The following is a 26251-nucleotide window of genomic DNA, read 5'->3' as shown; positions in this document are numbered from 1 at the left end:
CGGCTTTGGCTTGGCGGCGGGCCTGGGCGCGGTCGATCTTGGCCAGGTTCTCGGCTAGTTGGGCTTGTTTTTGGGCTAGGGTGGGCTCTTGGGGAGCTTGGGTAGTGCTAGTCATTGCGACCTCCGTACATGGGTTATGGAGGCTCACCATCCGCTGTCAACCGGGTGGGCGAGCACGAGGCAGGGTTGACAGACCGGCATGTACGAACCGGCGAGCGCGAAGGCTCCCCCGCCACGGCCCGCCCATAGGGGCGTACATAGGCGAAAGACGAGAGGATACTGCTTCGCTCCTCGTCCGGTGTACAAGTGTCAGGCTGTCAAACCTGGTCGACCATCGTCTTGGTGACGCGACCAGTTTCCGCCGACAGAGCTTCCGGACCAATGCGGCAATTCTCAAAGCTCCCTTCCGGCCGCAATTGGCAAAGCCCGAGTACATGCCTGCACATGCTGTGCCAGATCGAACCCAACTGCAGGATTCCCAACGAGGAGAATGGGATAGGCTGGATTTGATGTCACGACTCGCCGGCGTCACCCGTACCCGGTAAGCGAAACGGTGTCCGCACCGGTATTTTCCTAACCTGCGGCATAGAGATCGTCCACGAACCCCACTACCAGCCAAGCACACTGAAGAACCGCTGGGCCGTTCAGTCGCCCAGCAGACATGCCCCTGACTCCCCCAATTCGAGAAGCCCTCTAAGCCATTGCTTGCAGGCGTCGGGCGCTACATAATGACCAAAAATATCAGAAATTTCTGATTGCAGTCATCGGTAGAGGTCGCAGTCTGGGGGGAAAAATTGCGCATTCCACATGTCACGCAAGCGACCATCAGGTCGGCATTGGACGAGTTCGATCGGGTGCTGCGTGGTACCCAGAAATGGGAAGATTGGGAAACCAAGAAGTCGCAGCTTTACGCGATCTCCGATCAAGGAAAGCTGTATCCGCCTAAGCAAATTCTATCGATGGCGACAAGCGTGCCCGTTTCACGCTTTAGCGGCGGCGAGCAAACAAACGCTTACCTTGAAAACCTGGGCTTCAGCATTGTCCGGCTCCCTAACGGAAGCCCACCCTTCGGCAGGTTCGAACCTCCAAGGTTCGCACTAGGGCGCGTCTACCATCGGCAAACGGAAATTCACGATCGTTTTGGCGGCAGCCGCCAAAGCGGCATAGCTCCGTCCAGCAAAGTACCAGCCATCTTCATCTTCACCGGCGAGAGCGGCGAGCAGTATGGTTACTTTGATGGCCGCGACGAACTCGGCATGTTTTCGTACACAGGAGAAGGGCAAGTCGGCGATATGGAGTTCAAACGCGGCAACCTTGCCATCCGTGAGCACGCCGCCAACGGGCAGGCGCTGCACCTCTTCAAGGCGCTCGGGAAAGGCAAGGGACAGGCATATCTAGGCGAGCATGCTTACGGCGGCCATACAATTCGCCGTGGCCCAGACAGGGAAGGGACGCGGAGAGACATTATCGTATTCCAGCTTGTCCCGGTCGCGCTATTGAATGAGGAGAGTATTGCGCTGCCCGAAGACGACGCGACGGATGATCCGGCGCCTACTAACTTAGAAGAGGCCCGCAGACGCGCTATTGAGGCCATTCACGATTCCGGCAACGAAATGGGCAAGGCGGCATTACGAAAGCTCTATCGGCGCAGCAAGCGAGTAAAGGACTACGTACTACTGCGGGCTGAAGGGATTTGCGAGTCATGCCGGCAACCAGCCCCGTTCAAGCGAAAAGACGGCTCAGCCTATCTTGAACCACATCACACCACCCGCGTGTCAGATGGGGGACTTGATCATCCGCGCTATGTTGCAGCCATATGTCCGGCCTGCCATCGTCATATCCATCACGGCGTTGGTGGCGATGAGAAGAATCATGAGCTGATTGCTGCTATCGCTGCCAAAGAACCTGAAGCGTGATGGGGACCAAGAACGGCAACTCTCGCAACGCTACCGCGCTGACGCTGTGGGCTTGTAGGCTTGAAGGCTTGAAGGCTTGAAGGCTTGAAGGCGAATCAGGATGACATAACGCATCTATCGGACAACGCCGCCCTGGCGTCCTCTGTGCAAATGCCATGGAATGGGCGCTCCTTCACTTGGAGCAAGCCCCCATATGCGGAGATGGATCCGCTAGGTCAATTCCCAAAACGGCCCGGGGCCAGCCGTTTTACAAGGCGGCGAGCCAAGGCAGCGGGAGGATTTGGCCGGGCTCTCGGCCATCTGAGCTTGCTCCGCAGCCGTGACCTCGTCTTTTGTTGTGGCTGGTTGCATAACGACCTCCATACATATCGCTATAGATACATAGTCCAGTAGCTTCCCGCTGGCGTCCACGCGCACATGGCGCGCCTGTGCCAAGCCAATCAAAGCCGTGCGGCTATGGCAGCGCACCACCCTCTCATCGAGCCACTCGACGGCAGGAGATGACACCTGTATATTTATACAGTACGTCGTCGGTCCGGGCCGCGACATGATTTATGTGACTCAAAGCTATCATCACTATGGGCTCGAACTGGCGACTATCGCCAGTTCGGCATAGTCGCTAAAATGGCGAAATGAAGACATCTCAGCAAACGGGGACTTCGGTCCACTTCTCGGGTCACGAGACTTTTCCACTTCGGCAGATGTGGCTCAAAAAAGCATTTGACGAAGCTACGCGCGGTGAGCGCGCGCTTAAGTCTGTGTTCACTGACGAAGATGCTATCGCTGCGTTTGGTGTGGGAAAAAATATGGTTGCATCTATTCGCCATTGGGCAATGGCCTGCGACATATTTAGCGACTCTCAATCGGATCCCGACACTTATATGGTCTCGCCGATTGCCACTGCAATCCTGCGGGATGACGGACTAGACCCCTACGCGGAAAATCCAAGTACCGCTTGGCTCGCTCATTGGCGTTTGGCCGGCGAGGGCAAGCGTTCTACGACATGGCGTTGGCTCTTTAACCATGTGACAGCACCGACGTTCACTCGACAAGAGCTTGAACCAATGTTGGAGACATATGCTCGCAAACTCGCCCCCCAGCGTCGATTGTCAGCATCCACCCTTTCGCGTGACTTGGAGACATGTCTAAGAAGCTATGCGCCACGGTCGGCCGGCGGTACGCCAGAGGATTTTGCAGAACCCTTACTCGGGGAATTAGGCGTGTTGCAGGAGGTCCACAAAGGCCAATACGCCTTTCGTCGAGGACCTAAGGTCACTCTACATGATGGCCTCTTCGCCTACTCACTGCTCGACTACTGGGAGCGATCAGCCCCGGGGCTGAGCTCCCTAGCATTTGAGGCCGTCGCCTACGGAGAAGGTGCGCCTGGGCGAGTGTTCAAGCTCGACGAGGACTCAGTGGCAGAGCGACTAATGGCTCTGGCGGACCTAACCCACGGATACTTAGCATGGACCGACACCGCAGGTCTTCGGCAAGTCCACAAACGGACTGGGAAAAGCGACAATTTGCGCATGGAATTGATTCAAAAAGCATATGAATAACAAAGGCCAATTGCTTTCTGACATCGTCCGAATTTCGCGCCATTACCAGCGCTCAATTCGTGTTGACGCTGACTTAGGCCGCAAGGATGCGCTCACTGGTTACATCCGGAACGCCACCGCCACATCCGTCCTAGGTGGCATGGCAACGCAGCTGGCAGAAACGAATCAACGCTCCTTCACTTGGACCGGCCCGTTCGGCGGCGGCAAGTCGTCCCTTGCAGTGGCATTAGCAAGCGCGCTGCATTTCGACAAGTCATTGCGCGCAGAAGCCCGCTTGGCTCTTGGACTCGAGACGATGTCGGAGTTTGACCGAGCATTCCCAGCTCGGAAGGGTTGGCTCACCGTACCTGTAGTGGGCAAGCGGGGAAGCGTTGTATCGGAAATCAATGCTGCTTTGCGAAAGGCCAAGGGGAAGGGTACCGATCACCGAAAGATTTCACCCGCCGCGCTGATCAATGAGCTTTGCCAAACTGCTGAAGATCGCTCAATTGACGGGGTTTTGGTCATCCTGGATGAGATGGGCAAGTTTTTGGAAGCATCCGCTCTCGGCAACGGTGACGACGTATATTTTTTCCAAGAACTAGCCGAAGCAGCCGCTCGCGTTAACGGCCGGCTTGTTATTGTCGGCATCCTCCATCAGTCCTTCGCGCAGTACGCTGCGCGACTTGGAATTGACACTCGTGACGATTGGTCGAAGGTCCAAGGTCGCTATGTGGACTTGCCTTTCGTTGCTGCTAGCGATGAAATCGTAGAACTAATCGGCCGCGCAATCGAGGCTGATAGAAGTCCCCCTGACTGGCCCCTCGAAGCATCGCAAATCATTGCGGATTCAATCCGGTTGCGACGGCCAGCCGTTGGAAATGAATTCGCAAAATCCCTGGCACAGTGCTGGCCTCTACACCCATCCATGGCCGCTCTGCTGGGCCCTATTTCTAAACGGCAATTTGGCCAGAACGAACGAAGCACGTTCGGATTCCTGTCCTCCGTGGAACCCAACGGGTTCCAAGCCTATTTGCGCTCCACAGAGGTGTTCGAAGCTACCTGGTACCGGCCGGACAATTATTGGGACTACCTACGTGCCAATCTTGAGCCATCGATCCTAGCATCGCCAGACGGGCATCGTTGGTCGCAGGCAGTTGAGGCCATTGAGCGCACCGAGGCTAAAACGGGCGATCCGTTCTTGGTTCAATTGATTAAGAACATCGCCGTCATCGACCTTTTCCGCAACGGGTCGGGCCTTGCAGCGGACCTCGCTGTCCTCAGTGCGATTTTCTTTAGGCGCCCCGCCAAAGAAATTGAGAGCGGTCTTGAACAACTCTCGCTCATGCGCGTCGCCCTGTTCAAGAAGCACATCGGCGCTTGGTCAGTGTTTGAAGGCAGCGATTTCGACATCGATTCAGCGATCGCCCAGACATTGGCCTCGTCGACAGGTGTCGACTACCATCACCTCGCTCAGGTCGTGGGCCTGCATCCCGTGGTGGCGAAGCGGCATTATCATGAGACCGGCACGATGCGGTGGATGAACCTATCCCTGCATCGATTTGACGAAGCCGAACGCCTCGCCGAAAACTATGCCCCGTCGAAGGGAGAGTTCGGCGTGTTCGCCCTCGCCTTGCCTGACCGGGGAATGACCTATAAGACCGCATTGAAGCGAGCGCAAGAATGCTCGCGCAGCCAGCCTTGGCCGGTACTCATTGGCATTCCGAAGAACCACGCTCGAATCGCAGAGCTCAGCTCGGAACTCCAGGCATTGGAGAGCGTCACAGCTCGACATGAGCTCGGGGGCGATGCAGTGGCTCGCCGGGAAGTTCATGCGCGCCTAGCCGCGGTTAAAGCAAATCTGGAAGAGCAGCTCCAGGCGGCAATAACAAGCGCTCAATGGTTCAATGGGGCGGAAGCTCCTGTGGACGCAGGTTCGCGGCTATCACCTATCGCCTCAGAGCTCGCAGATGAGATCTATGAGAACTGTCCTTCAGTCTGGAGTGAACTCATCAATCGCGACAGCGTGTCGAGCAATAGCGTCAAAGCGCGCCGCGATCTCCTTCACAGGATGCTTGACTCCGAGGGGCTAGAGCATCTTGGCATCGAAGGGTTTCCCCCAGAGCGCGGCCTCTATGAAACAACCCTACGAGTCACTGGCTTGCATCGGAAAGATGCGAATGACCAGTGGCGTTTCTCGCCTCCAGACGATGAGGATCCTCACTCGTTCGCCAAACTCTGGGAGGCAACGCGCCAACTCTTTACGGACGCGACGTCCAAAATCAATGCCACTGCGATCCACGAGCTTTGGTCCTCCCGCCCATACGGCTTGAAGGCGGGCACACACCCCGTCGTCTTTGTTGCCTTTATCTTGGCACATAAGTCGAATGTAGCGGTCTACAAGGATGGAATGTTTATTCCACGCTTGAATGACGCTGACATCGATGAGTACCTACAAGACCCCAAACGGTTTTCACTTCGCTGGGTTGTCATTGACGAAGAGAAGACCCGCATCCTTAAGGGAATCTCGCAAGTATTAGCTGATGTTGGCCATGCGACTGAGGCTCGAGATCCCTTAGAAGCAGCACGTGCCCTTGTAGCGTTGGTGTTCAATCTTCCCGTTTGGACGCGACGCACACACCGGCTCAGCGAGCAAACTCGGGCGGTACGGGACACCCTGCTTAAGGCTAGCGATCCGCACAAGGTGCTTTTTGTGGATCTCGTTGCATTGCTTGATACGAGCAAGAGTAAGGCCTATGTCAGCGCCCTTCGCGAGCCGATCGAAGAGCTTGCAGGAGCCTACGACGCTATGCTGCGAAGAATCGAAACCGCGATGTTGCTTGCCCTAGATGCTCCAGCGGACCAGCTTGATAGATTACGAACTCGCGCAGCAACGATTGCCGGTCTCACCGGGGATCTACGCCAAGACTCGTTCGCAACTCGCCTGGCGAAGTATGATGGATCGCGTCAGAGCATCGAGGACATACTGAGCTTGGCGGCCAATAAGCCGCCTCGTGACTGGACGGACATGGACATCGACGCTGCTATGCTCGAAATCTCAAAGGTAGCTCTCCGATTCCGACAAGCGGAGGCCTTTGCGTCAGTCAAAGGCCGAAAGCCTACCAGCGAAGCTTTCGCAGTGGTCATCGGAGCAGGTTCCGGGACCAAAATGGTTTCTCGATCCTTCGCGATTTCAGATCGGCATCGACGGGCTGTGGAATCCAGAGCAGACGAACTAGCCCACCAGTTGCGGAAGCAAGGCCTAGACACCGACGTCCTCCTGGCCATTCTAGCCAAGGTGGGGATGCGCCTAGTCTCGGAAGATAAGGACACAAGCCATGGCTGATCGACACGTGCTGGGCCTCTCAGGTGGGAAGGATAGTGCCGCACTGGCCGTATTCATGCGGCAATTTCACCCCGAGCTCGACATCGAGTATTTCTTTACGGATACAGGAAAGGAACTGCCCGAGGTCTACGAGTTTCTTGGTCGTCTAGAGGGCTACCTCGGCAAGCCGATCGTCCGCCTAAACCCTCGAAGAGACTTCGACTTTTGGCTGCGAGAATACAACCACTATTTGCCATCACCGCAAACTCGCTGGTGCACCAAACAGCTCAAACTTATTCCGTTCGAGCAGTGGATCAAGCCCATGCTCGCCGCAGGCGATACCGTTACTTCCTATGTCGCCATCCGTGCCGACGAGGAGTACCGCGAAGGCTACGCGTCCAAGCAGGCCAACTTGTTCGTTAAACTACCGTTCCGCGAGGGCGGCATAGATAAGGCAGGCGTAACAGACATCCTCGAGTCGTCGGGCGTTGGTTATCCCAAGTATTACGAGTGGCGCTCGCGCAGTGGATGCACCTTCTGCTTCTTTCAGCAGAAGATCGAATGGGTGCGACTTAAGGAGCGCCACCCAGAGGCATTTGAAGAAGCGAAGGCTTTGGAGAAAGATGCCCTCGAACACGGCTCCCCCTTCACCTGGTCTGACCGCGAATCCCTTGCGGAGCTGGAGCAACCCGAGCGCATGGCTCAGATTGTTGCCGGCTACGAAGTTCGCAAGGCTCGACTTCGCGCGAGCATTCCAATAAATCCGCTTCGCCCGCAAAAATCACAACCCGAAGATATCGATGATATCTATGGAGAGGACGAAGGAGCGGGATCATGCTTAATTTGTCACAAGTGAAGACTCCGCTGCTGGTGATGTAAGCAAACCTGACAGGGCTACTGGCGATTCCACATTGGCCAGCACGATGCCAGTGGCATCCAGATCCCAGCGGGCGTGTTCGTTGTGATTTGGATGTTGAGCTTGCTCGGACTCAGCCGCCCACCGCCGCGCAGCTTGGCAACTGCAGTGGGCCGCCGATGACTTGAATCCTTGCGATAGATCTTCCTAGGAAGCAGGCTTCGGGCACTGGGCTACCTTCTGAATCTTCAACTCAGCAACCGCGACAGCAAACGGCGTTGTAAACGCCCGTGCATAAAACTTGTCACCACTTTTGAAGAGCATGTAGGCCGCACCAAATAAGAGAACAACCTGGATGCTCCAATGAATGGCTTGATCATATTCGTGCAGTAGCTTGGGAGAGAAGGCAAGACAAGCAAGAAAGTCGAGGCCGATTACTGTCAGTGCCGAACCCACTCCGTTGCACAGCAGCGAAATAAACATGAAACGGCGACCCAGAGAGGCACCCTCACCAGATACAGAGAGGGCGATATTGCGAAGATCTTTGGGGGCCCAATTCTCTTGTTGCCCGGTCCCCTGCGCCTGCCTCACGATTTCACCTAGCCACTGGCAAGGTTGTCGCCTATTTACCTTGTCCTCATCGAACTCTTCTGCGAGCTTCATGCGTATGAGTACAGGCTTAAGCGCGTGCTCATGGAGAGCCGAGAGAGTATGACCCAAGGCAAACAACAGCCCGGCAATAGTTAAAGCTGCGCCAGAGCCTTCAGAAATCTTGAAGACCGCTTGAAGCTTCGCGGGGCCCAAATGCATAGCGATCAATCCACAGGCCAAAACGGCTCCCGGGACCCATGCGCCGATGAGGTCGTTGAAGAACCTCGCGATAGTTTCAGCCGCCTCGTCGGCATTCATTGCAGGCCCCCTTGCATGCCGCCGTCGACCCGGATCGCATCGACAGCCGCGGCGATGTCGTTATCTGACAAGAACGGGGCCTGCGCGAACACCAGCCCCTGCTCGCCATTGAGCTTGGCCGCAAGGTGCCCGCGCCCCAGCAAGAGCTCCGCACCAGGGCGGTCCAAGGCGATCTTGGAGGTCGCCTCGCTCGAAACCTTCAAGATCAGCCGGTTTCCAAGGTTTTCGCGAAGCTGCATGGGCATTACATCCTTGTCGGGCCGCTGTGCTGCGAAGATCAAATGGATCCCAGCCGCACGGGCCTTCACGCCGAGACGTTGGACGGCCGCACCTACTGCTGACTTGTAGCCGTCATCAAGCATCCAGTCTGCAAACTCATCGTGGACCAGGAACACCATAGGGAGCCGGTGCTCGGGCTCGATTTTGGCGTTGTAGGTTGGCAGGTCTCTCGCACGCGCCTTTGCGAAGGCCCTGTAGCGGCTCTCCATCTCTTCGACGAGCGATTCTAGGACCTTACTAGCGCGCTCCTTGGTTGTGACAATCTCCTCGCGCATGTGCGGCAAATCGGCCAAAGGTGCATAGTCGACGCCCATTTTGGGATCGATTAGCACGATCTGTGCGAGCTCTTTGGGGTTAGTCGCAGCGATGTCTAACAGCAGCGCCTGAATTAAGACCGACTTGCCACTGCCTGTGGCACCGGCCACTAGGGAATGCGGCTCGTGTGACGAAAGTCCGCCGAACTCCGACCCGAGGTTGAGATACAGTAGCGCGCCATTAATCTCTTGGAGCCCCAAGAGGAACGAGGTATTGATGCCGGCGACATTGCGATTGAGCTCACGACGGGCCCATAGCTCCCATAGCGACACTGCCTGCCTCTTCGCGCCGGCTATTGTGACAACGATTTCACCTGGCTTGGGCTGGACCGTCACCAAGTTGATCGCATGAGTAGTCAAGAGCTGCGTGCGCTTGTTTTCGATGTCCTCGACGCGCAGCCGGTCAGAGCCCGCCAGCCGCACTAAACAGCCATTGGGCGTCAGGCGCGTGCCCAGAACTACGGCTTGCAGCCCATAGCTATTTAGAGCCGCCTTGAGCTTCTTGGTGACGCCTTCAGCCCAACTGTCCCGCTCGGCGTCGGCCACGGCACCTCCAGCGTATTTGGACGCCACCAACGCTGTGAGCGACAACCCGTCCAGCGTGGACGCCTTGTGTGTGTGAGGCTCGGCTCCACCATCAACCATAGGCGGCGGATGCAGAGCCCCCTGCGGACCGCTAGATGCCGCAGGCGCGCTTCCGTCTGGCGAATCATTAATTTCGCTAACGGAGGACAGGAGCTCGTCATCTATTGTGGAGGTGACAGTCGCCAACTGGCCGATTGCCGCAAGCCAGGCTACCCTGGGCGCGGGTTTCTTAAAAATGTGGTTTGACCAAGGCTGGTTCGGACCAATGGCTGCGCGAGCCTCGATGGCCCCGGAATCCCTAGCATATACCTCCGCCAGCTTGCGCAGCTCGGGTCTGTCGAAAACCTCCTGCCAGGCTTGAACGCCTTCAACTTCTTCGAGCAGCTCCTGCTCGGACGCCGAGCCTGCCCCAGCGTCAGAGGTGTGGACGTAGACGTGCGAGTATCCACGAAGCGATATTTCGACGTCACCTTCGCGAAGCTTCGCGCGCGCGCGCTCCATCAGGCCGGTCACACCAGGCGGTATCTCGGCGTCAATGAGCATGTCGGCAAGCCTGGCGAGCCAGACATCGCGATCGAGGCGGCCTGGATTGCCAAAGAGGGCCTCGCGGAACATACTCAATGTCGCCAAGAGCTGGTCCTTGGAGTCTCTGCGGGCCTTGGCGAGGCCATCGGCTCCAATATATTTTGACTCCACGATCGCCACAGCAACCCGGATACCCTCCTCTCGCTCCTCGACGTTCAACGCCAGAATATCGGCAATGCGGCTTTCCGGCTGCGATAGCCAGCTCGCGTAGTCGTCCAGCAGGAAGTAGGTGGTTAGGGTCTGTCCACCGCCTGCAGCCTGTTTGAACTCCTCGGCGAGCAAGTGGCGACTTAGCACCAGGCCGATCATTTCACCTGCGGAGACACCACGCTTCGCTGCACGCAAGACAATGTCGCCGGAGATGGACAAGGCGTGCTTCTTAGCTTTGTCGGCAGTGGCTTGAAGTTCATCGGCCCCAAGCTGGAGGTTCAATTCACTCAGCCGCCGGCGGACCAGCACGCCTAACAGGCGAAGCTCGGAGGTCGAGCTGACGATCATGTTTCTGCCGTTAGTCGAGCCGCGTCGATAGCGGACGACGGTAATGTTGTTGTGCTGGAGTTGCCGCTTGTCCAGCAGTTCATCGTAAGTTGCGATCCACTCGGCCAGGTCGTGGGCGTCCTTGATCATCGCGGCCAGCGATGGGTTTTGCAGCGATATGCGTCGCGCCGGAAGGAATCGCTCGTTAGGCTGTGCGTCAGTCTGGCGGCTGACGGCAGCTACCGCCGACACATATGTCCAACCTGAGGCGGTCTGCCAGGGGCAGGCCAAGAATGTCGTCGACTTGAGCTCATTTTCGCCCGAAACACTACGATAGGAAAATCGTGACGGCGCGTGCTCCAAGCTCGGACGGTCGTTTGTCCAGTCCACCGACAACCACTCCGCTTGCGCCGCGCGGGCAACCACATCATGCAGGAACGCTACGTCGAAAGCTTTGAAGCCTTGGCGACTCTCGCTGGGAGTAGCTGAAATCGGCGTAACCGAGATGCGCAACTTCGAGATAAAGTTGTCGCTCGTCTCACTGACGACCGGCAGGTCAGGATCGTCACCAGCTTTGTTCACGAGTTCGCCATATACGCTGCGAAGCTTTGCCGGATCAGAGTGGCGCACCGACACGCTGCATTGGAACTTACCATCCTCTTGCAATGAGGAGAGCTCGCGCACAGTGGCCAGCGGCAGCTCTGCGGCATCCGCGTTGTATAGCACCACACTCAAGTTGGAAGCCTCGTGGGGCTGCAGAGCGACATAGCGCTCCAAGAGATCCCTCGCCTGCTTGGCGGCCGAGGCCGGATCTACGTCGGTCATGGTGTCTTCGGAGCCGCGAGTGGGCGATTCCAAAAGGCTGTAGCCATTGACGGTGCTGCTCTCAGAAACCAGCGTGGGAGCACCGGCTCGGTTGAGGACCGCGATCTCCGGATAGAACGGATGAGCGAGCTCGTCAGAGAGTTCGCGCATGAAGATCTCGCGGTCCCCGTAGAGGATGCTCTCACTGGACAGCAAATGTGTGGCGAACCCCGCTACCCGGCGGGACTTGACGGCCAAGGCCTTCATTCGCTCCGGATGCCAAGGCGGGATAACCAGTGCCGGGTTCTCACCAGCAATCCTGGCGGTGCCAATCGACAGGACTTCCGAGACGAGCCTCGCGCGGCATACGTCGCCTCGGGCGTTTGCCATCAGCGTCGAGAGCAATTCGCCAAACGATTCCGCCTGCCGCATCACGGCCTCACCATGCAAGCCCGTCTCAACGAAATCGCGCATGGCCTGAATATAGTCTTCCTCGAATTTGTCCCAGGCGGATCGGATCTCGTCGCGCTGCTGCTGTGTGAAACGGCCCTCAGTAGCAAGCTCCTCGATGCGTTTTTTGATCTCCGCTCGCTGGCTACGCAGCTTGTTAGGAGGTGGCACGAGGGATCCGGCATCGCGGGCGAAAGTCGCCTCCAATGTACCCGTGTCCAGGAGCGAGACGCTTTGCACCCCGCCCTTCTTGCTGACAAACCTGCGAGGAACTTCGGTGCTACCAACAGCCCCCTTCTCCAAAAGCCGGCGCATGTCCGCGGCCATTGAGAGACCGATGGAAGCTGGTCGGTAACTCCACAGGAGCTGCGTCTTGGCCAGAACAGACTCCTTGCCATTGGTTCGCTGGACCAACGCGACATCGAACTTGATTTGAAGCGCAGCTCGAGACAGCGAGGCGTTAGGCTTGACCTTGTTCTTCTTCTCGTTACGCAGGTCTTTCTCTTTGGCAAAAAAAGCCTCGTAGTCAAACAGCGGATCGGGCAAATTGGCGCTGCCCATGCGTTCGACCTTCCATTCTGCCTTGGAGCCCATTAGCTCTTTGAGGCCCCGATACATCGCCGAGAAGAAGCTACCGGCGTCATAGTTGAAACGTTCACGCCACTCCTTTCGGCCCTTGGTGACAGTGAAGCGGAGAATCCGTTCGCTTTCGGCCTCCCGGAGGCCTGCATGGAGGCTATGGACCACCCGCGCAAATCCATCAAGAAAATCGTTGCATTCGATGGGCTTACCAAAGAGGGCCTTTTCCCAGCGCGCGCACAGCTTAGGGTCTTGTTCCAATAGTCGCCGATGCTTGGCAAAGAACTCCTCGTCCTCTTCATTGAAGTCAGCTCTGCGCTCGCGAGTTTTCAAATCCTCAAGGAGCTTGCGCCCCTCCTCGTCAAGAGCGTTCTCGGGCTCGCAGTCGTGATCGAAGAAGCGGATGGTCGAATCGGCCAGGCCCAACTGCTTCTCCTTGGGCTTGTCGAATGCCAGATAGACGCCATCACCTTCCCACTCGAACTCTGAGAGCTCAGCAGCAGCGTCCAAGTCGCCTGCCGGCGCCTCGATGAATGCCACCAATGCCTGCCGGGCGCCGTCAGCGATCTCTGCGCCGTGCTCAGTGAGCCGCTCTCGCATTTCATCTGGGTCCAGCGGTTGGCCATTCTGGCGGAGCTTCTTCAGCAACGGTGCGCGCTGCGCGAATAGCTTTCCGAAAGCCTTTTGCCATGGCTTGCGGAAGGCCGCGTAGGTCTTGGCGTTGTCAAAGAACGAACTGTCGCGAGGCAATCCCACCTTTGGCAGCGCATGGCCCACAGCGTTCCGGATAGGCAGTCCGCGCTTAGAGATAGCGCCGACGATCTCAGAGCAAAACTCTCCGAGCTGAACAAGCGAAAGATCGGACGATGCCAATAAGCCGGCAATCGCCGCGTGGAAGACTGCGCGGTCGTCCGGCACTGGAGACAGTCCCCCCACATGGAGCGCTGCCTCGACCCACTGCTCCGTTTCGGCACGCATCTCTTTGGCGCCGATGGCCATAACATGACCCAAGGTGTCGGCTAGGTTGTGCTCGTTGCCGTTGGCCGTCAGGATCGCAGCCTTGTCGGTATTGGCATTGTTGCGGACGAAGCCTGCGTTATGTGGGATGAGGGTCTCTGACGGCAGCCCTTGGCCTTCCACCAAGGCCTCAGGGATCCGCAAATCGACTTTGGCCACCAGTTCTGGGATCGCCAGGATCGCCCGCGCGACCGCGGCGATCTGCCCAGCTGAAAGCTTGTCAAGTCGGAAGAGCCCAGCAGTCTCTCCAGCATGGGCAGAGCTTGAAATGCGCTTGGCGAGGATGTCCGCGCCGACGCGCCCTATGATGCGATCGGTCAGCACGCGGCTTCTCCCCTGAACGTGAATGGGTTTTCCACAAATGAGCAGGAATCAGAGAGCCGGCGCACCAGCCCCAATCCAACAAGCCGGGCCTCGAGATTGTCCCGGTTTTCACTAAGCTCCTCTTGGTCGACGAGCTTGGCGGCCACCAAGCGCGCGCCTTCGACATCGCCAATGACTAGGCCGTATCGACGCTTGGCCTCGGCCAGGAATTCATCGAATTGCATACGATCGTCAACGATAGCCACCACGATGGACTTAATCAACCGGTCGTTGGGTGCATAGCGCGTGCGCCTCGAAAGCCTTCGGGAGCTGAGTCCGATCGCACGGGACCACGATGCGTGAATTTTGCCGACATGTTGCCCATGGCGAGCGAGTGCGAGGTCGGCCAGATCCGAGACGAGGCCATCCGGGCTCTTGCCAGAATAATCGTCATCATCGCCGCCATCAGAAGGCGGCCACTGGAACCATTCGCGCATCAGCTTGACACGCTCCGCCTCGGGAAATTCCATTGCATCCGCCTGCTTCCAGAGCGGATCCAAGCGGATGGACTCTACGTGCGCGCGAACCGCCTTAGAGGGCAGTCCCTGGTTGAATTGATAACTGTCGGCAGACAGTGCCCGCACCTTCGTGCGTTCCTTGGAGACGATCTCACAGACAATCTCAACCAACTCATCGTCCCCAGCTTGCCTTTTGGCGCGCTCCAAGAAGTAGAGGAGCATGTTCAGGCCGCTAATGGCAATCAGATGCTCCAACGCATCGTAGATCGGCATGTCCTTAGCTAGAATCGACAACCAGTCTTCACAGATCTGCTCGAAGCGGGGATTCTCGACCTCCGGTAGGTAGCCTCCAGGGCGGGAATCATCAGCAAGTTGCGGATGGCCCTGCAAGGCCCGGGCTAGTCGGTTCATAGGCGCATCGCGATCGAAGAGCTGCGTAGCCAGGATCTGCCCGAGCTCGGCTCCGCGTTTGGACCGGGTGAGCATCAAGTAGAGAAGCTCGCCCGTACGCGCGAAGAAACGCCGGTCGTTGGTCATCTTGCCACGTGAGTCGATCTCCAAGTCCTCATAGAGCGCGTCAGGGCCAAATGGGAAGGCAAACTTGGAGCTCCAGCGCTTATTGCTGCGTGCCTCGAAAGACGAGGAACGCAGCAGCTCAATGGCCTTGGCAAAGTCATCGAAGCTTGAAAATGCTTGTCGGAGGTACGCCATATCGCCATCACCATTACCCGTAGCGCCTTCGGCGAACTTAGCGAACCACTGCCTCCACTTCTCCTCGTCGGGCAGCGCACTTTCCGCGATTGCTTCGACATACGGATTATTGAAAAGAAGGCCTCGCAAGCGGATCTGCCGCTGAGGCTTGAACCGGACGGTACCGCCCGCTCGCTCATTAGATAGCAGCGGCCGATCCAGATTCGACCCAAGCACGCCCAGGAACTCCAGCACCGTTAAATGGGGAAGTTGCTCGTCATAGAGGCGATGACCCCAAATATTCTCATCGACGCAAAAATCGACGCTCTTGATCTCCGGCCTCTTGATGGTCGAACTCATACCGGCGCCCTCACAGTTACAGGACGCGCAAACCCGCGGCCTCCAGGTTCGATATCGATAAAATTTAGCGTGAGCGCTGAGGCTTCGCCCCCAATCTCTTCGTCGTCTACAGTGAACCCCGCCATTCGGACCAGTTCAGCCTTCCGCAGCAATTTGGCCTTGAAAGCTAAGAGATCCTCGAGGCATTCATTCGAGAAGCTTCCCGGCAACGCACCTTCGGCGACGCGAGACAGGAACTCATGGCGAATCGGCGTGAGATCGAAGCTCACGGAGTTGCCAGGGCTGGGCGCCAGGGACACGTCAAGGAGTGGCCTGCAGGTTTCCTCATCGAGCTTGATTGCCATGCCGATTCCGCCAAGCCTCCGCGATGGCGTCTCATGATCGCAAAGCACGCTGACGCGCGATTGGGTGAAGCCGCCGGAGCTCGCAATGAAAATGCGATCTACGTTTTCAAGCAGCAAGCCAGTCATCACCCTATTGAGCCCTTTGGTGATGCGGCCTCGGGTGGTATCGCTCACCGCCTTCTTGGCTCGCAGAGAATCAATGAGTTCCAAATAACTTCCAGCGAAACGGAAGGCCGTCATCGACCAATGCGGGTAACCGGCCTCGCCTTCGGGAAGGGTGAAAAGAAGCCTACGGCGCTGGGCTTCCAGCATCTCCAGGAATTCGGAAGCCCCGCCTTCGAGTCGGGCACTTTCATGACCCTCCAAGTAAGCATCCTGAGCTGATCGGAATACGGCGGTGGCTCCGTAGGCCGGATCGGAAGCCACCAAGCGATCGAAGTCAGCTTGCAGGCGCGTGTCATCCTTACCGTAGACCAGCAGACCGTCAATCGCATTGGTGGTCTCTTCGCCAACCCCAAAGCTAGCCATGGCCTTGAAGACCGGCCTGTCGGAGATCCTCCGCTTGGGCAGATTAGCGCCAAATGCGTTCGCGTAGACGCTGGCCTTTCCAAGAGTACCAATCTCTTGAATGCGCACGACATCTGCGCAAGTCATTAAGTTTTCCTTAGCGTCCTTGGCATCTGAATACCCCAGGACCATGTTCGAACACAGGGCGAGCAAGTCCCGCACCGGAAGATGCAAGCCATTCAGGCGGGCGATCTCTACTAGGTCACCAAGACGACGTGCTAGCTGTCCCCCGTCCGATTCGCCCAAGAGGCGCCTGCGGTTCTCGTCGATCGGGCAGATCTTGCCGCCCGATGCAAGTGAACAGCGCTTGCAGTTGTCCCACTCGGGATGCCCCGCGACAGCCCTGGCCACCTCGTCCAGCGTTTTGCGGCTGGTGGTACGGCTCAGATCAAAAACGGCAAGCCGATCAGGCGCCGGACCTGCTTGAAGAAATCGCTCCTGCAAGGGCTTGCGCAGCGGATGGTGCCGTCCTTGTCTACGACCCAATTGGCGCAGTCGGTCGAGCAATTGACCGTGGTTGGCCGCAAGAACGACCACTTCAGAATCATCGCCTCCAAGCACCGACCGTTCGAGTCGTTCCAAGGGGACGTCGCTCTCCTCGCCATTGAACTCAGAAAGGTCCTTGATAAAGACAGCCAAACGGCCATCTGCAAGCTGGAGCTCCTTGATGTTGCCCTCACCTGACCAGACTTGCGAATCCCCTCCAATCTTGGCCCAAAGGGCCCGACAGTGATAGGTTTTGCCATCGCCAGCTGTGCCGGCGATGAGTATGGAACCTGGGACCTTTGACTGGATGTGCTCGACCATCGCATCGAGCAGCGGTGTTGACAAGCTGATGGGCTGCACCTTGGCCCTACTAAGCGCGCCTGCCACGTATTCATCGAACATCGTCAAGTTGTTCGGTGTTGGGCCGTAGCTTCGTAGGAAGCGTACCCAGGCGCTGGAAGGCAGCACGGGGGAATCCCCTTCCCCTTGTGATTGAGTTTCATTCAATTTGTTCTCCCTCGGAACACTATTCTGGATCGCGTACCGCCTTCTAGGCAACCTTGGCGCTGAGAGTAATGGCCGTACTTTCTACTTAAGGTTTCGAAACCCCGAAACTCCCACTTTCACCATCACTCGTGCTGTCGAAGTCTAGCGCAAACAGGAGAGGCAATGCATCGCCCTCCTTAACATACGGCCGTTAATCAATACACTGTGGCCGCTGGCCACGGAACGTTTGGCGCGGATGAGCTTTGTTCCATATGACACAGCATTCCCAACTTTAAGTACCTTCGCCCAGACAGCCTCTGTTAATTACCATTCGTTATGGAGACTATAAATAGTTGCTGTGACCTCGATATGGACGTACGACATGCTAGTGCGATTGGCGACCAACAGGTGGGCGAGGTTTGCAACAGTCGCCAACTTACATAAGCAGGCAAGCAAGATTGTTCCGCAATCACTGGAAGGGTCTTTTGTAAGAAATCGGCTTCGTAATGGCCCACATGTTCTTCAAGTTCTTTGAGCCCGATGCTCAGTACTAGGCCTCGGGTTCCAACCGGATGCGGTTCGGGCATAACCGCGTCAGCCCTCTGACTACGTCCAGAACGGCAGCGCGCTCACCAAGGCCCGACGTTCTTTTGGCGGGCTGTGCAAGAATACTTAGGCGCTGAAAAAGGCACAAAAAGAGCCCTTGACCAAATGTAAAACAGAACCATACTTCTGGCAAACATCCCCGCTGTTTGCAAAAACATGGCGAAGCAATCGCGACTTCTTCACGGGCGTGCGAAAGGCTTTTTTGAAGCACCCATCGAGCTTGTTTTCGATGGGCCCGTACCGTTCGGACGAAACAAGGCGTTCTTGGTCCCGTGTTCGGCGGGTGTTTACTTGATCAGCGACCTTCGAGGGGTGCTCTATGTCGGACGAAGCAGAGACTTGCGTCGGAGGCTTATGGAGCACGTGGAGTTGCCGAGAAATGATCTTCTACAGACGGCGCGCCGTAGCCCCTTTGGGCCAATGCAGTTCCACTGGGTGCTGGAAGAGGACGATCTTGCGAGAGCGCGCCTTGAAAGGGAACTCGTTTCATGGTTGCGACCAGCGTGCAACAAGGTAGTCCCAGGCCCCAGGCCTGATCTCGACTAGGAGAAAGAAATGGCGATCTTAATCCCGGCGCTTAGAGCCAAGTTCGGCAACACGGAATATTACGAAGCGGTCATGTCCGCAAGAGATCTAGTCCAATCCGTACGCCCGCCTCGGGAGCTCGATGAATGGGCGAGCTTTAGCATTGAGGAGCGCATGCAGCGCGAGCCCGCGGTTGCGCGCATCAAGAAGGAACTCGCCCCCTACCTTGTAAATAATGCCGACCGCTTCTTTGGCTCGATTATCGTGCTGATTTATAAAGGGGAGATCACTTTTGAGCCACTGGCCTCATTAGCAAAGGATGTTCCGGCCGCGTACAAGAAGGCTGCAGCACAGCAGATAGGCTTCCTGACGATCGATAGCGGGACACTGATTGTGCTAGACGGTCAACATCGTCTCCTAGCCGAACGAATGGCGATCCAGCAAGAAATCTCCGGCCCCGAGTCGCCCAAAATTGGGGACGATGAAATCTGCGTAATATTTGTTCAGCACGAGAGCAACGTCAAGACGCGGCGAATCTTCAATACCGTTAATCGTTACGCCAAACCCACCAGCCGGGGAGACAATATCATAACCAGCGAAGACGATGGATATGCAATCGCCGCGCGGGGCCTGCTCCGCGACGATGAACCGCTGCACGCCGTGCAGGTTGATGGAAAAAAGGAGGATATTGTCGACTGGAAGAGCAACACGCTTTCAGCCAGGAGCATCAAACTAACAACGATTAGCGCGGTGTACGAGACCGTTAAGATGGTTTTGCACGACAAGAATATTTATCTTAACAAGCAGGAACGTCCGGGCGTCGAGCAAATGGAGCTACATCGATCCGAGGCGGCTTCGGTGTGGGGTGACGTCCTGAAAGGAATTGACGCTTATCGCGATGCCCTCGCCGATCCAAAATCCATCCCCGCTCGTCGAGCGGACGAATCCCAAACTTCGCTACTGTTCAAGCCAGCCGCCCAGATCGCCTTGTTCGACGGATTGCTGCGCGCGAGGAAGGAGTCAAAGTTTCCGCTAGCAAAGGTGATTGCTCGTGCGAACATGATTCCTGATTGGAGCATGACCACACCGGTTTGGCGTGACATCATAATCAAGGCAGGCGGCACTATTGATACGTCGGCAGATGCGCTTAGACGAATGGCGAGTCTGTTGCTATACCTGCTAGTCGCCGACCGCCTCGACGCCGCCACAAAATTCGGAGTGTGGAGCATGTATAACGAAGCACGCAATCCTGATGCGTTCAAAACTTGGAAGTCCTGCGGCCAGGTCGATGATCTAGAAGCACTGCCAAAGGCTGTGGAGAGCTCCAGTTACACCATCAAGGAGGCAAAGGAGTTTTCGGAAACCCACCAAACGGTCCTCGCGTGAGTATGGCGAAGCAATATGTTCATTAGCGCTTACGCGAGAACCACAAGCAATGAGGGGTTGCAGGCAAAAGCACTGCAACCCCTCGATTTGTTTGGTGGCCAATCAGGGCGCGGCCCCCGAAACTGCGGACATAGTTACAACGCAGGATGATTCACTTACTTGTGAATTTTTTCACCGTTCGGAGATGCGTTGGTCCATTAGACGTCAATGTTCTGTGCAATTAACGCATTCGACTCAATAAAGTTCCGCCGCGGCTCCACCTCATCCCCCATAAGGGTGGTAAAGATCTGATCCGCCGCAATAGCATCCTCAATCTGCACCTTCAGCAGGCGACGTTGGGTGACGTCAAGCGTAGTCTCAAACAGCTGCTCAGGGTTCATCTCACCAAGACCCTTATACCGCTGACGAGAAACCCCGCGCTCAGCCTCAGCCAGCAGCCATTGCATAGCCCCGTGGAAATCGTTGACAGTCTGATCGCGCAGCTTTTCGCCTTCACCCCGCTGCACCTTGGTGCCTTCCGGGGTCAGGCCCTGGAAGGTCTTGGCAGCATTAGACAGGGCAGCGTAATCAGCCCCATGAACAAAATCCGCATCCAGATGCGACAACCGCACGTTCCCATGATGCCGACGCGCAATCATCAACCGATGCTTATCCGTCTTCTCATCAAACTGCGCGTAGACGTCAGCGGTACCGTCATCATTAACAGCCGCCCCAATCAACGTCTTGGCATGCATCTCAGCCAATTTGGCCTTCAGCGCCACGGCAGACGCCTCAGCAGCAGCCGCGCTGTCGAGATCCAACGCCACCCCATCAGCAATAGCACGCAGGGCATCGGTATCAACAACACGTGACAGGCGAGAAATCACCCCCTCAGTCAGCTGATACTGCCGCGCCAACTCAGTCAGCGCATCGCCATTGATCTCCGTACCATCCGGCCGCACCAGCACAGCCTTTTCCATCGCCAGCTTCAGCAGGTAGGCATTGAGCTCAACATCGTCCTTGATATACCGCTCTTCCTTGCCGTGCTTGATCTTGTACAGCGGCGGCTGCGCGATATAGACATAGCCGCGCTCGATGATGTCGGGCATCTGGCGGTAGAAGAACGTCAGCAGCAGCGTGCGGATGTGTGAGCCGTCCACGTCAGCATCGGTCATGATGATGATGCGGTGGTAGCGCAGCTTGTCCAGGTTGTAGTCGTCCTTGCCGATGCCGGTGCCCAGGGCGGTGATCAGGGTCAGCACTTCCTGGCTGGACAGCATCTTGTCGAAGCGGGCGCGCTCTACGTTCAGGATCTTGCCCTTCAGGGGCAGGATGGCCTGGAACTTACGGTCGCGGCCTTGCTTGGCGGAGCCGCCTGCGGAGTCGCCCTCCACCAGGAAGAGTTCTGACAGGGCGGGGTCTTTTTCCTGGCAGTCGGCCAGCTTGCCGGGCAGGCCCATGCCGTCCATCAGGCCCTTGCGGCGGGTCATTTCACGGGCCTTGCGGGCGGCTTCGCGGGCGCGGGCGGCGTCTACGATCTTGCCGCAGATGATCTTGGCGTCGCCCGGGGTTTCCAGCAGGAAGTCGTTCAGGGCCTTGCCGACGAGTTCTTCCACGGGCAGGCGCACTTCGGAAGAGACCAGCTTGTCCTTGGTCTGCGAGCTGAACTTGGGCTCTGGCACCTTGACGGAGAGCACGCAGGACAGGCCTTCGCGCATGTCGTCGCCGGTGGTTTCCACCTTGGCTTTCTTGGCGACTTCGTTCTCTTCAATGTACTTGTTGATGACGCGGGTCATCGCGGCGCGCAGGCCGGTCAGGTGGGTGCCGCCATCGCGCTGCGGGATGTTGTTGGTGAAGCAGAGCACCTGCTCGTTGTAGCCGTCGTTCCACTGCATGGCCACTTCCACGGCGATACCGTCTTTTTCGGTGTTGGCGTAGAAGATGTTGGGGTGCAGCACGCTCTTGGAGCGGTTGATGTACTCGACAAAACCCTTCACGCCGCCGGAGAAGGCAAAGTCTTCTTCCTTGCCGGTGCGCTGGTCGACCAGCTTGATGTGCACGCCGTTGTTCAGGAACGAGAGCTCGCGGATGCGCTTGGAGAGGATCTCGTAGTGGAACTCGACGTTGGTGAAGATCTCTTCGTCGGCCAGGAAGTGCACTTCAGTGCCGCGCTTGTCGGTGGCGCCGATGATCTTCATCGGCGAGACTTCAACGGGCTGGCCGTCGGGGCCGGTCACGGTCTCGACGATGCGGTTCTGCACGTCGCCCTTGGCGAATTCGATCAGGTGGACCTGGCCGTCGCGGCGCACGGTCAGGCGCAGCCACTTGGACAGTGCGTTCACGCAGGACACGCCCACGCCGTGCAGGCCGCCAGACACCTTGTAGCTGTTCTGGTTGAACTTGCCGCCGGCGTGCAGCTCGGTCATGGCGATTTCCGCCGCGCTGCGCTTGGGTTCGTGCTTGTCGTCGAACTTGACCAGGGGCGGGATGCCGCGGCCGTTGTCGACGATAGAGATCGAGTTGTCGCTGTGGATGGTGACCTGGATCTCGGTGCAGTAGCCGGCCAGCGCTTCGTCGATGGAGTTGTCCAGCACCTCGAAGACAAGGTGGTGCAGGCCGGTGCCGTCGGAGGTATCACCGATATACATGCCCGGACGCTTGCGTACCGCCTCCAGGCCTTCCAGGATCTGGATCGAAGAGGCTCCGTAGGTGTTTTCCTGCTGCGGGTTCTGCTGTTCGGTCATGTCTTTCTACTCACGGCAATGGCGGAATTCGGGCCGGGCCGGCATAGCGGCGGGGCGCGAAATGGTCCGCATGGCGGGTTACTAAAAACGGCAAAAGGGGCGGATCGTCGTTTCGATCCTGCCCCCGCTGCGGGATGGTCATCCCCAGGACTTCCCGGCCTGGGCCGGGTGTCGTTGCGTGCCGTTTGCTGCTCCGGTTCTTGTCTGGTCTGGTCCTGTTACCGGATCATCAGATGCGCATCGGCATGACGACGTACTTGAAGTTGTCGTCTTCCGGCACGGTAATCAGCGCACTCGAATTCGAGTCGCCGAGGCTGACCTGCACCTGCTCGCTCTTCAGGTTGGCAAGCACGTCAAGCAGGTAGGTCACGTTGAAGCCGATATCGAGCGCGTCGCCCGAGTAATCGAGTTCCAGCTCTTCCTGCGCCTCTTCCTGGTCGGCGTTGGTGGAGCTGATCTTGAGCATGTGCGTGTCGAGGATGCAGCGCACGCCCTTGAATTTGTCGGTCGTCAGGATCGCGGTGCGTTGCAGTGCCTGCTGCAGCCGCACACGGTCGATGGCGAAGGCGTTCTTGTAGCCCTTGGGAATCACGCGCTGGAAGTCGGGGAACTTGCCTTCAACCAGCTTGGAGATCAGTTCGATATTGGCGAACGTGAACTTGACCTGGTTGGCGGCCAGCTGCACCTGCACCGGATCGTCGTTGTCTTCCAGCAGGCGCTGCAGTTCCAGGATGGTCTTGCGCGGGATGATGACTTCCTGGCGCGCGCCCACGCCGACGGCTTCGGTTTCCAGCTCAACGCCGCAGTACGCCAGGCGGTGGCCGTCGGTGGCGACTGCCATGACCTTCTTGCCTTCCACCACCAGCAGCATGCCGTTCAGGTAGTAGCGGATGTCCTGCTGCGCCATGGCGAAGTGGACCATCGCCAGCAGGTGCTTGAAGGTCTTCTGCGGCAGGCTGACGCTGGCGTTGAATTCGCTGGCTTCGGCAACGGTCGGGAATTCCTCGGCGGCCAGCGTCTGCAGTGCGAAGCGGCTCTTGCCGGATTGCACGGTCATGCGCTTGTCGTTGAGCGACAGGGCCACGTCGCCGTCAGGCATGGCGCGCAGGATGTCCAGCAGCTTGCGCGCGGCCACGGTGGTGGCAACGCTGTCGCTGCCAACGCCGCATTCGGCGTGCGTGGTGATCTGGATCTCGATGTCGGTCGAGAGGAAGGAAACGTTGGACCCGGACTTGCGAATCAGCAGATTGGCCAGGATCGGGAGGGTGTGGCGGCGCTCCACGATGCCGCTCACGATTTGCAGCGGACGCAGCAGGTTGTCTCGCGAGGTTTTGACCAATTGCATTGAATTTATCCTTCGTCGTTTGTAATCGGCGACCGCAGAACGCAAACAACTCCGAATTCACTTAGGAATCAAGGAGTTAATATGCCATTGTACCAAGGATAAGCCGCTGCGGTGAAGCGGGGCGGGACCGGCCGGGGGGCCAGCTGTGCCCAAAAAGCCACGCTGGCGCTGCCCGTACTTGCCATCCCGTCCCGACTCACCGCAAAGCCTTATCAGTGGCCATTTTCCGGACACTTGCCCCGGCGACGCTGACGTTAATTCCCCAGGCGCCACGGGATGTCCGTGGCGCGCACCCTACAGTATGCCAGCCCCGAGGGGCCGACCCTTCAAAACGCCTTCCCGGGGGTTCCCGGGCATCGGCCATGCATCAGCCCTTGAGCGTTTGCTCCAGCACGTGCAGTTCATGGTTGAGCTGCGCGTCCTTGCTGCGTTCGTCGGCGATCTTGCGCACGGCATGCAGCACGGTGGTGTGGTCGCGGCCGCCAAAGAGCTCGCCGATTTCGGGCAGGCTCTTCTGCGTCAGCTCCTTGGCCAGGTACATCGCAATCTGGCGTGGCCGTGCAATATTGGCAGGGCGCTTTTTCGAATACATGTCAGCGACCTTGATGTTGTAGAAATCCGCGCAGGTCTTCTGGATGTTCTCCACCGAGATCTGGCGGTTCTGCACAGTCAGCAGGTCCTTGAGCGCTTCGCGCGTCACCTCGATGGTGATGTCCTTGCCGTGGAAGTTGCTGAACGCCAGGATCTTGCGCAGCGCGCCTTCCAGCTCGCGCACGTTTGAGCGCAGGTGCTTGGCGACAAAGAAGGCAACCTCTTCGGGCACGTTGACGTTTTCCGCGGCGGCCTTCTTCATCAGGATGGCCACGCGCATTTCCAGCTCGGGCGGCTCGATGGCCACGGTCAGGCCCGAGTCGAAGCGCGAGATCAGGCGGTCGTCGATGCCGGAAATCTCTTTCGGGTAGGTATCGCTGGTGATGATCACCTGCGCCCGGTTGGCAATCAGGGCCTCAAAGGCATAGAAGAACTCTTCCTGCGTGCGGTTCTTGCCGGAGAAGAACTGGATATCGTCGATCAGCAGCAGGTCCAGCGAGTGGTAGTAGCGCTTGAACTCGTCGAACGCCTTGCGCTGGTACGCCTTGACCACGTCGGACACGTACTGCTCGGCGTGGATGTAGCGGATGCGCGCGCGCGGGTTCTCCAGCAACATGAAGTTGCCGATGGCGTGGATCAGGTGAGTCTTGCCGAGGCCCACGCCGCCATAGAGATACAGCGGGTTGTACGACTTGCCCGGGTTGTTGGCCACCTGGATGGCCGCGGCGCGGGCCAGCTGGTTGGCTTTACCAGTGACGAAGTTGTCAAAGGTCAGGATCGGGTTCAGGCGCGAGCGCTCATGCACCGTGTCGCTCGGCTGGTGGCCGGGCATCGGCGTGGCGCCGCCCATCTGCTGGTGCGGCTGCTGCTGGGGTTGCTGCGGCGGCGCGCGGTAGGAGCGGGCGCTGGCTTCGGCGGGGTCCATCTGGACCACGTCGATCTCACCCATGTCGGCGCCGTGCGGCTGGTGGCCGTGCTGGCCAGGGTGGGGCTGGCCGCGCGCACCGGCCGGGACCGGTGCGGCGGACGGCATGCCGGCCGGATTGCCCGGATTGCCATAGGGCGGTTGCCCCATGCCGTAGCCGGCCGCGCTGACCGGCTCGCCATAGCCATAGCCGGGCTGCTGGCCGGGCATGGCGAACGGCGGCTGGCCCATGGCCTGGCCGCCCATCGGCTGGGCGCCGGGATAGCCGCCCATGCCCGTACCCGGTGCTGCGTGGCCGTCCATGCCGCCCGGGCCCATGCCGGGCTGGGCCGGCTGCATATAGGCAGCGGCACGGCCCGACGCGGCGGGATCCAGCACGAACTGGACGCTGACCTGCGCTTCCCAGTACTCGCAGGCCAGTGCGGTGATGCGCCCCGAAAACTGGCTCTTGACCCAGTCCAGCTTGAAACGGTTGGGCGCGGCAATGCGCAGCGCGTGCGTTTCTTCATCGAACGCAACGGGCGCCAGCGGCTTGATCCACGTTTTGAACTGTTGCGGCGTCAGCTCGCGCTCTAGTTGCGCTGCTGCCGCCTGCCAGAAATCTTGCATTGTTTGTTTTTTGGTAATCGTACCCGGCCGCAAATCAGCGGTTCCCCCGGCACGCCACAAGCAGCATCTACGCCGCGCGATCCGGGCCATCCTTACCGTATTAGGAATCAATTCCGTTCGGTGAGGCCTCCGCGGCATGCCAATGCAGCAGCA

13 protein-coding genes are annotated in these 26251 nt (G+C 58.1%); 6 read left to right on the top strand and 7 right to left on the bottom strand.

From position 1 onward, the window contains the following. The first annotated feature begins 836 nt into the window (after window positions 1-836). From AC3WRR_RS25490 to AC3WRR_RS25475, 4 genes are all read left to right on the top strand, one after another. Entirely contained in the window at window positions 837-1916 is a 1080-nt protein-coding gene (locus tag AC3WRR_RS25490) for an HNH endonuclease (RefSeq protein WP_492298474.1), read from the top strand. A 632-nt stretch (window positions 1917-2548) separates the two neighbouring features. Next, a complete protein-coding gene (locus AC3WRR_RS25485) occupies window positions 2549-3475 on the top strand; it encodes a DUF4007 family protein (RefSeq protein WP_492298473.1) in 927 nt (308 codons plus the stop codon). Then, the gene (locus AC3WRR_RS25480) at window positions 3468-6800 is read left to right on the top strand and encodes an ATP-binding protein (RefSeq protein ID WP_492298471.1); all 3333 of its coding nucleotides are present in this window, start codon (window positions 3468-3470) and stop codon (window positions 6798-6800) included. The genes AC3WRR_RS25485 and AC3WRR_RS25480 overlap by 8 nt, the downstream gene beginning before the upstream one ends. Next, window positions 6793-7635, top strand: a complete 843-nt coding sequence (locus AC3WRR_RS25475; protein ID WP_492298469.1) for a phosphoadenosine phosphosulfate reductase domain-containing protein — start codon at window positions 6793-6795, stop codon at window positions 7633-7635. The genes AC3WRR_RS25480 and AC3WRR_RS25475 overlap by 8 nt, the downstream gene beginning before the upstream one ends. 207 nt (window positions 7636-7842) lie before the next feature. Here AC3WRR_RS25475 and AC3WRR_RS25470 read toward each other — a convergent pair whose 3' ends face one another. Genes AC3WRR_RS25470 through AC3WRR_RS25455 form a run of 4 tightly spaced genes read right to left on the bottom strand, consistent with a single transcriptional unit; the run spans window position 7843 to window position 17409 of the window. After that, a complete protein-coding gene (locus AC3WRR_RS25470; protein WP_492298468.1) occupies window positions 7843-8544 on the bottom strand; it encodes a hypothetical protein in 702 nt (233 codons plus the stop codon). Beyond that, window positions 8541-13958 (bottom strand): FtsK/SpoIIIE domain-containing protein, encoded by a 5418-nt coding sequence (locus tag AC3WRR_RS25465; RefSeq protein WP_492298466.1) that lies wholly within the window; start codon window positions 13956-13958, stop codon window positions 8541-8543. The genes AC3WRR_RS25470 and AC3WRR_RS25465 overlap by 4 nt, the downstream gene beginning before the upstream one ends. Further along, window positions 13952-15505, bottom strand: a complete 1554-nt coding sequence (locus AC3WRR_RS25460) for a hypothetical protein (RefSeq protein WP_492298465.1) — start codon at window positions 15503-15505, stop codon at window positions 13952-13954. The genes AC3WRR_RS25465 and AC3WRR_RS25460 overlap by 7 nt, the downstream gene beginning before the upstream one ends. After that, window positions 15502-17409 (bottom strand): hypothetical protein, encoded by a 1908-nt coding sequence (locus AC3WRR_RS25455; RefSeq protein WP_492298463.1) that lies wholly within the window; start codon window positions 17407-17409, stop codon window positions 15502-15504. Before AC3WRR_RS25455 ends, AC3WRR_RS25460 begins: the two co-directional genes overlap by 4 nt. A 741-nt stretch (window positions 17410-18150) precedes the next feature. On the opposite strand from AC3WRR_RS25455, the gene AC3WRR_RS25450 reads away from it, so the two are divergent. Continuing rightward, window positions 18151-18540, top strand: a complete 390-nt coding sequence (locus tag AC3WRR_RS25450; RefSeq protein ID WP_492298461.1) for a GIY-YIG nuclease family protein — start codon at window positions 18151-18153, stop codon at window positions 18538-18540. A gap of 9 nt (window positions 18541-18549) precedes the next feature. Then, a complete protein-coding gene (locus AC3WRR_RS25445; RefSeq protein ID WP_492298459.1) occupies window positions 18550-19905 on the top strand; it encodes a DNA sulfur modification protein DndB in 1356 nt (451 codons plus the stop codon). A 197-nt stretch (window positions 19906-20102) separates the two neighbouring features. Here AC3WRR_RS25445 and gyrB read toward each other — a convergent pair whose 3' ends face one another. The 3 genes from gyrB to dnaA all read right to left on the bottom strand — a co-directional run bounded on the left by gyrB (window position 20103) and on the right by dnaA (window position 26098). Further along, entirely contained in the window at window positions 20103-22628 is a 2526-nt protein-coding gene (gene gyrB / locus AC3WRR_RS25440) for a DNA topoisomerase (ATP-hydrolyzing) subunit B (RefSeq protein WP_492298457.1), read from the bottom strand. A 229-nt stretch (window positions 22629-22857) separates the two neighbouring features. Then, on the bottom strand, window positions 22858-23973 hold the full coding sequence (gene dnaN, locus AC3WRR_RS25435) for a DNA polymerase III subunit beta (protein WP_010811375.1): 1116 nt from the start codon (window positions 23971-23973) through the stop codon (window positions 22858-22860). Window positions 23974-24340: 367 nt separating this feature from the next. Continuing rightward, window positions 24341-26098: a chromosomal replication initiator protein DnaA gene (dnaA, locus tag AC3WRR_RS25430; protein WP_492298455.1), complete on the bottom strand. Its 1758-nt coding sequence runs from the start codon at window positions 26096-26098 to the stop codon at window positions 24341-24343. Window positions 26099-26251: the final 153 nt, after the last annotated feature.

This window comes from Cupriavidus sp. FW305-3-2-15-C-LB2, from assembly GCF_058787575.1.
This window is presented reverse-complemented; position numbering and strand designations above follow the sequence as displayed.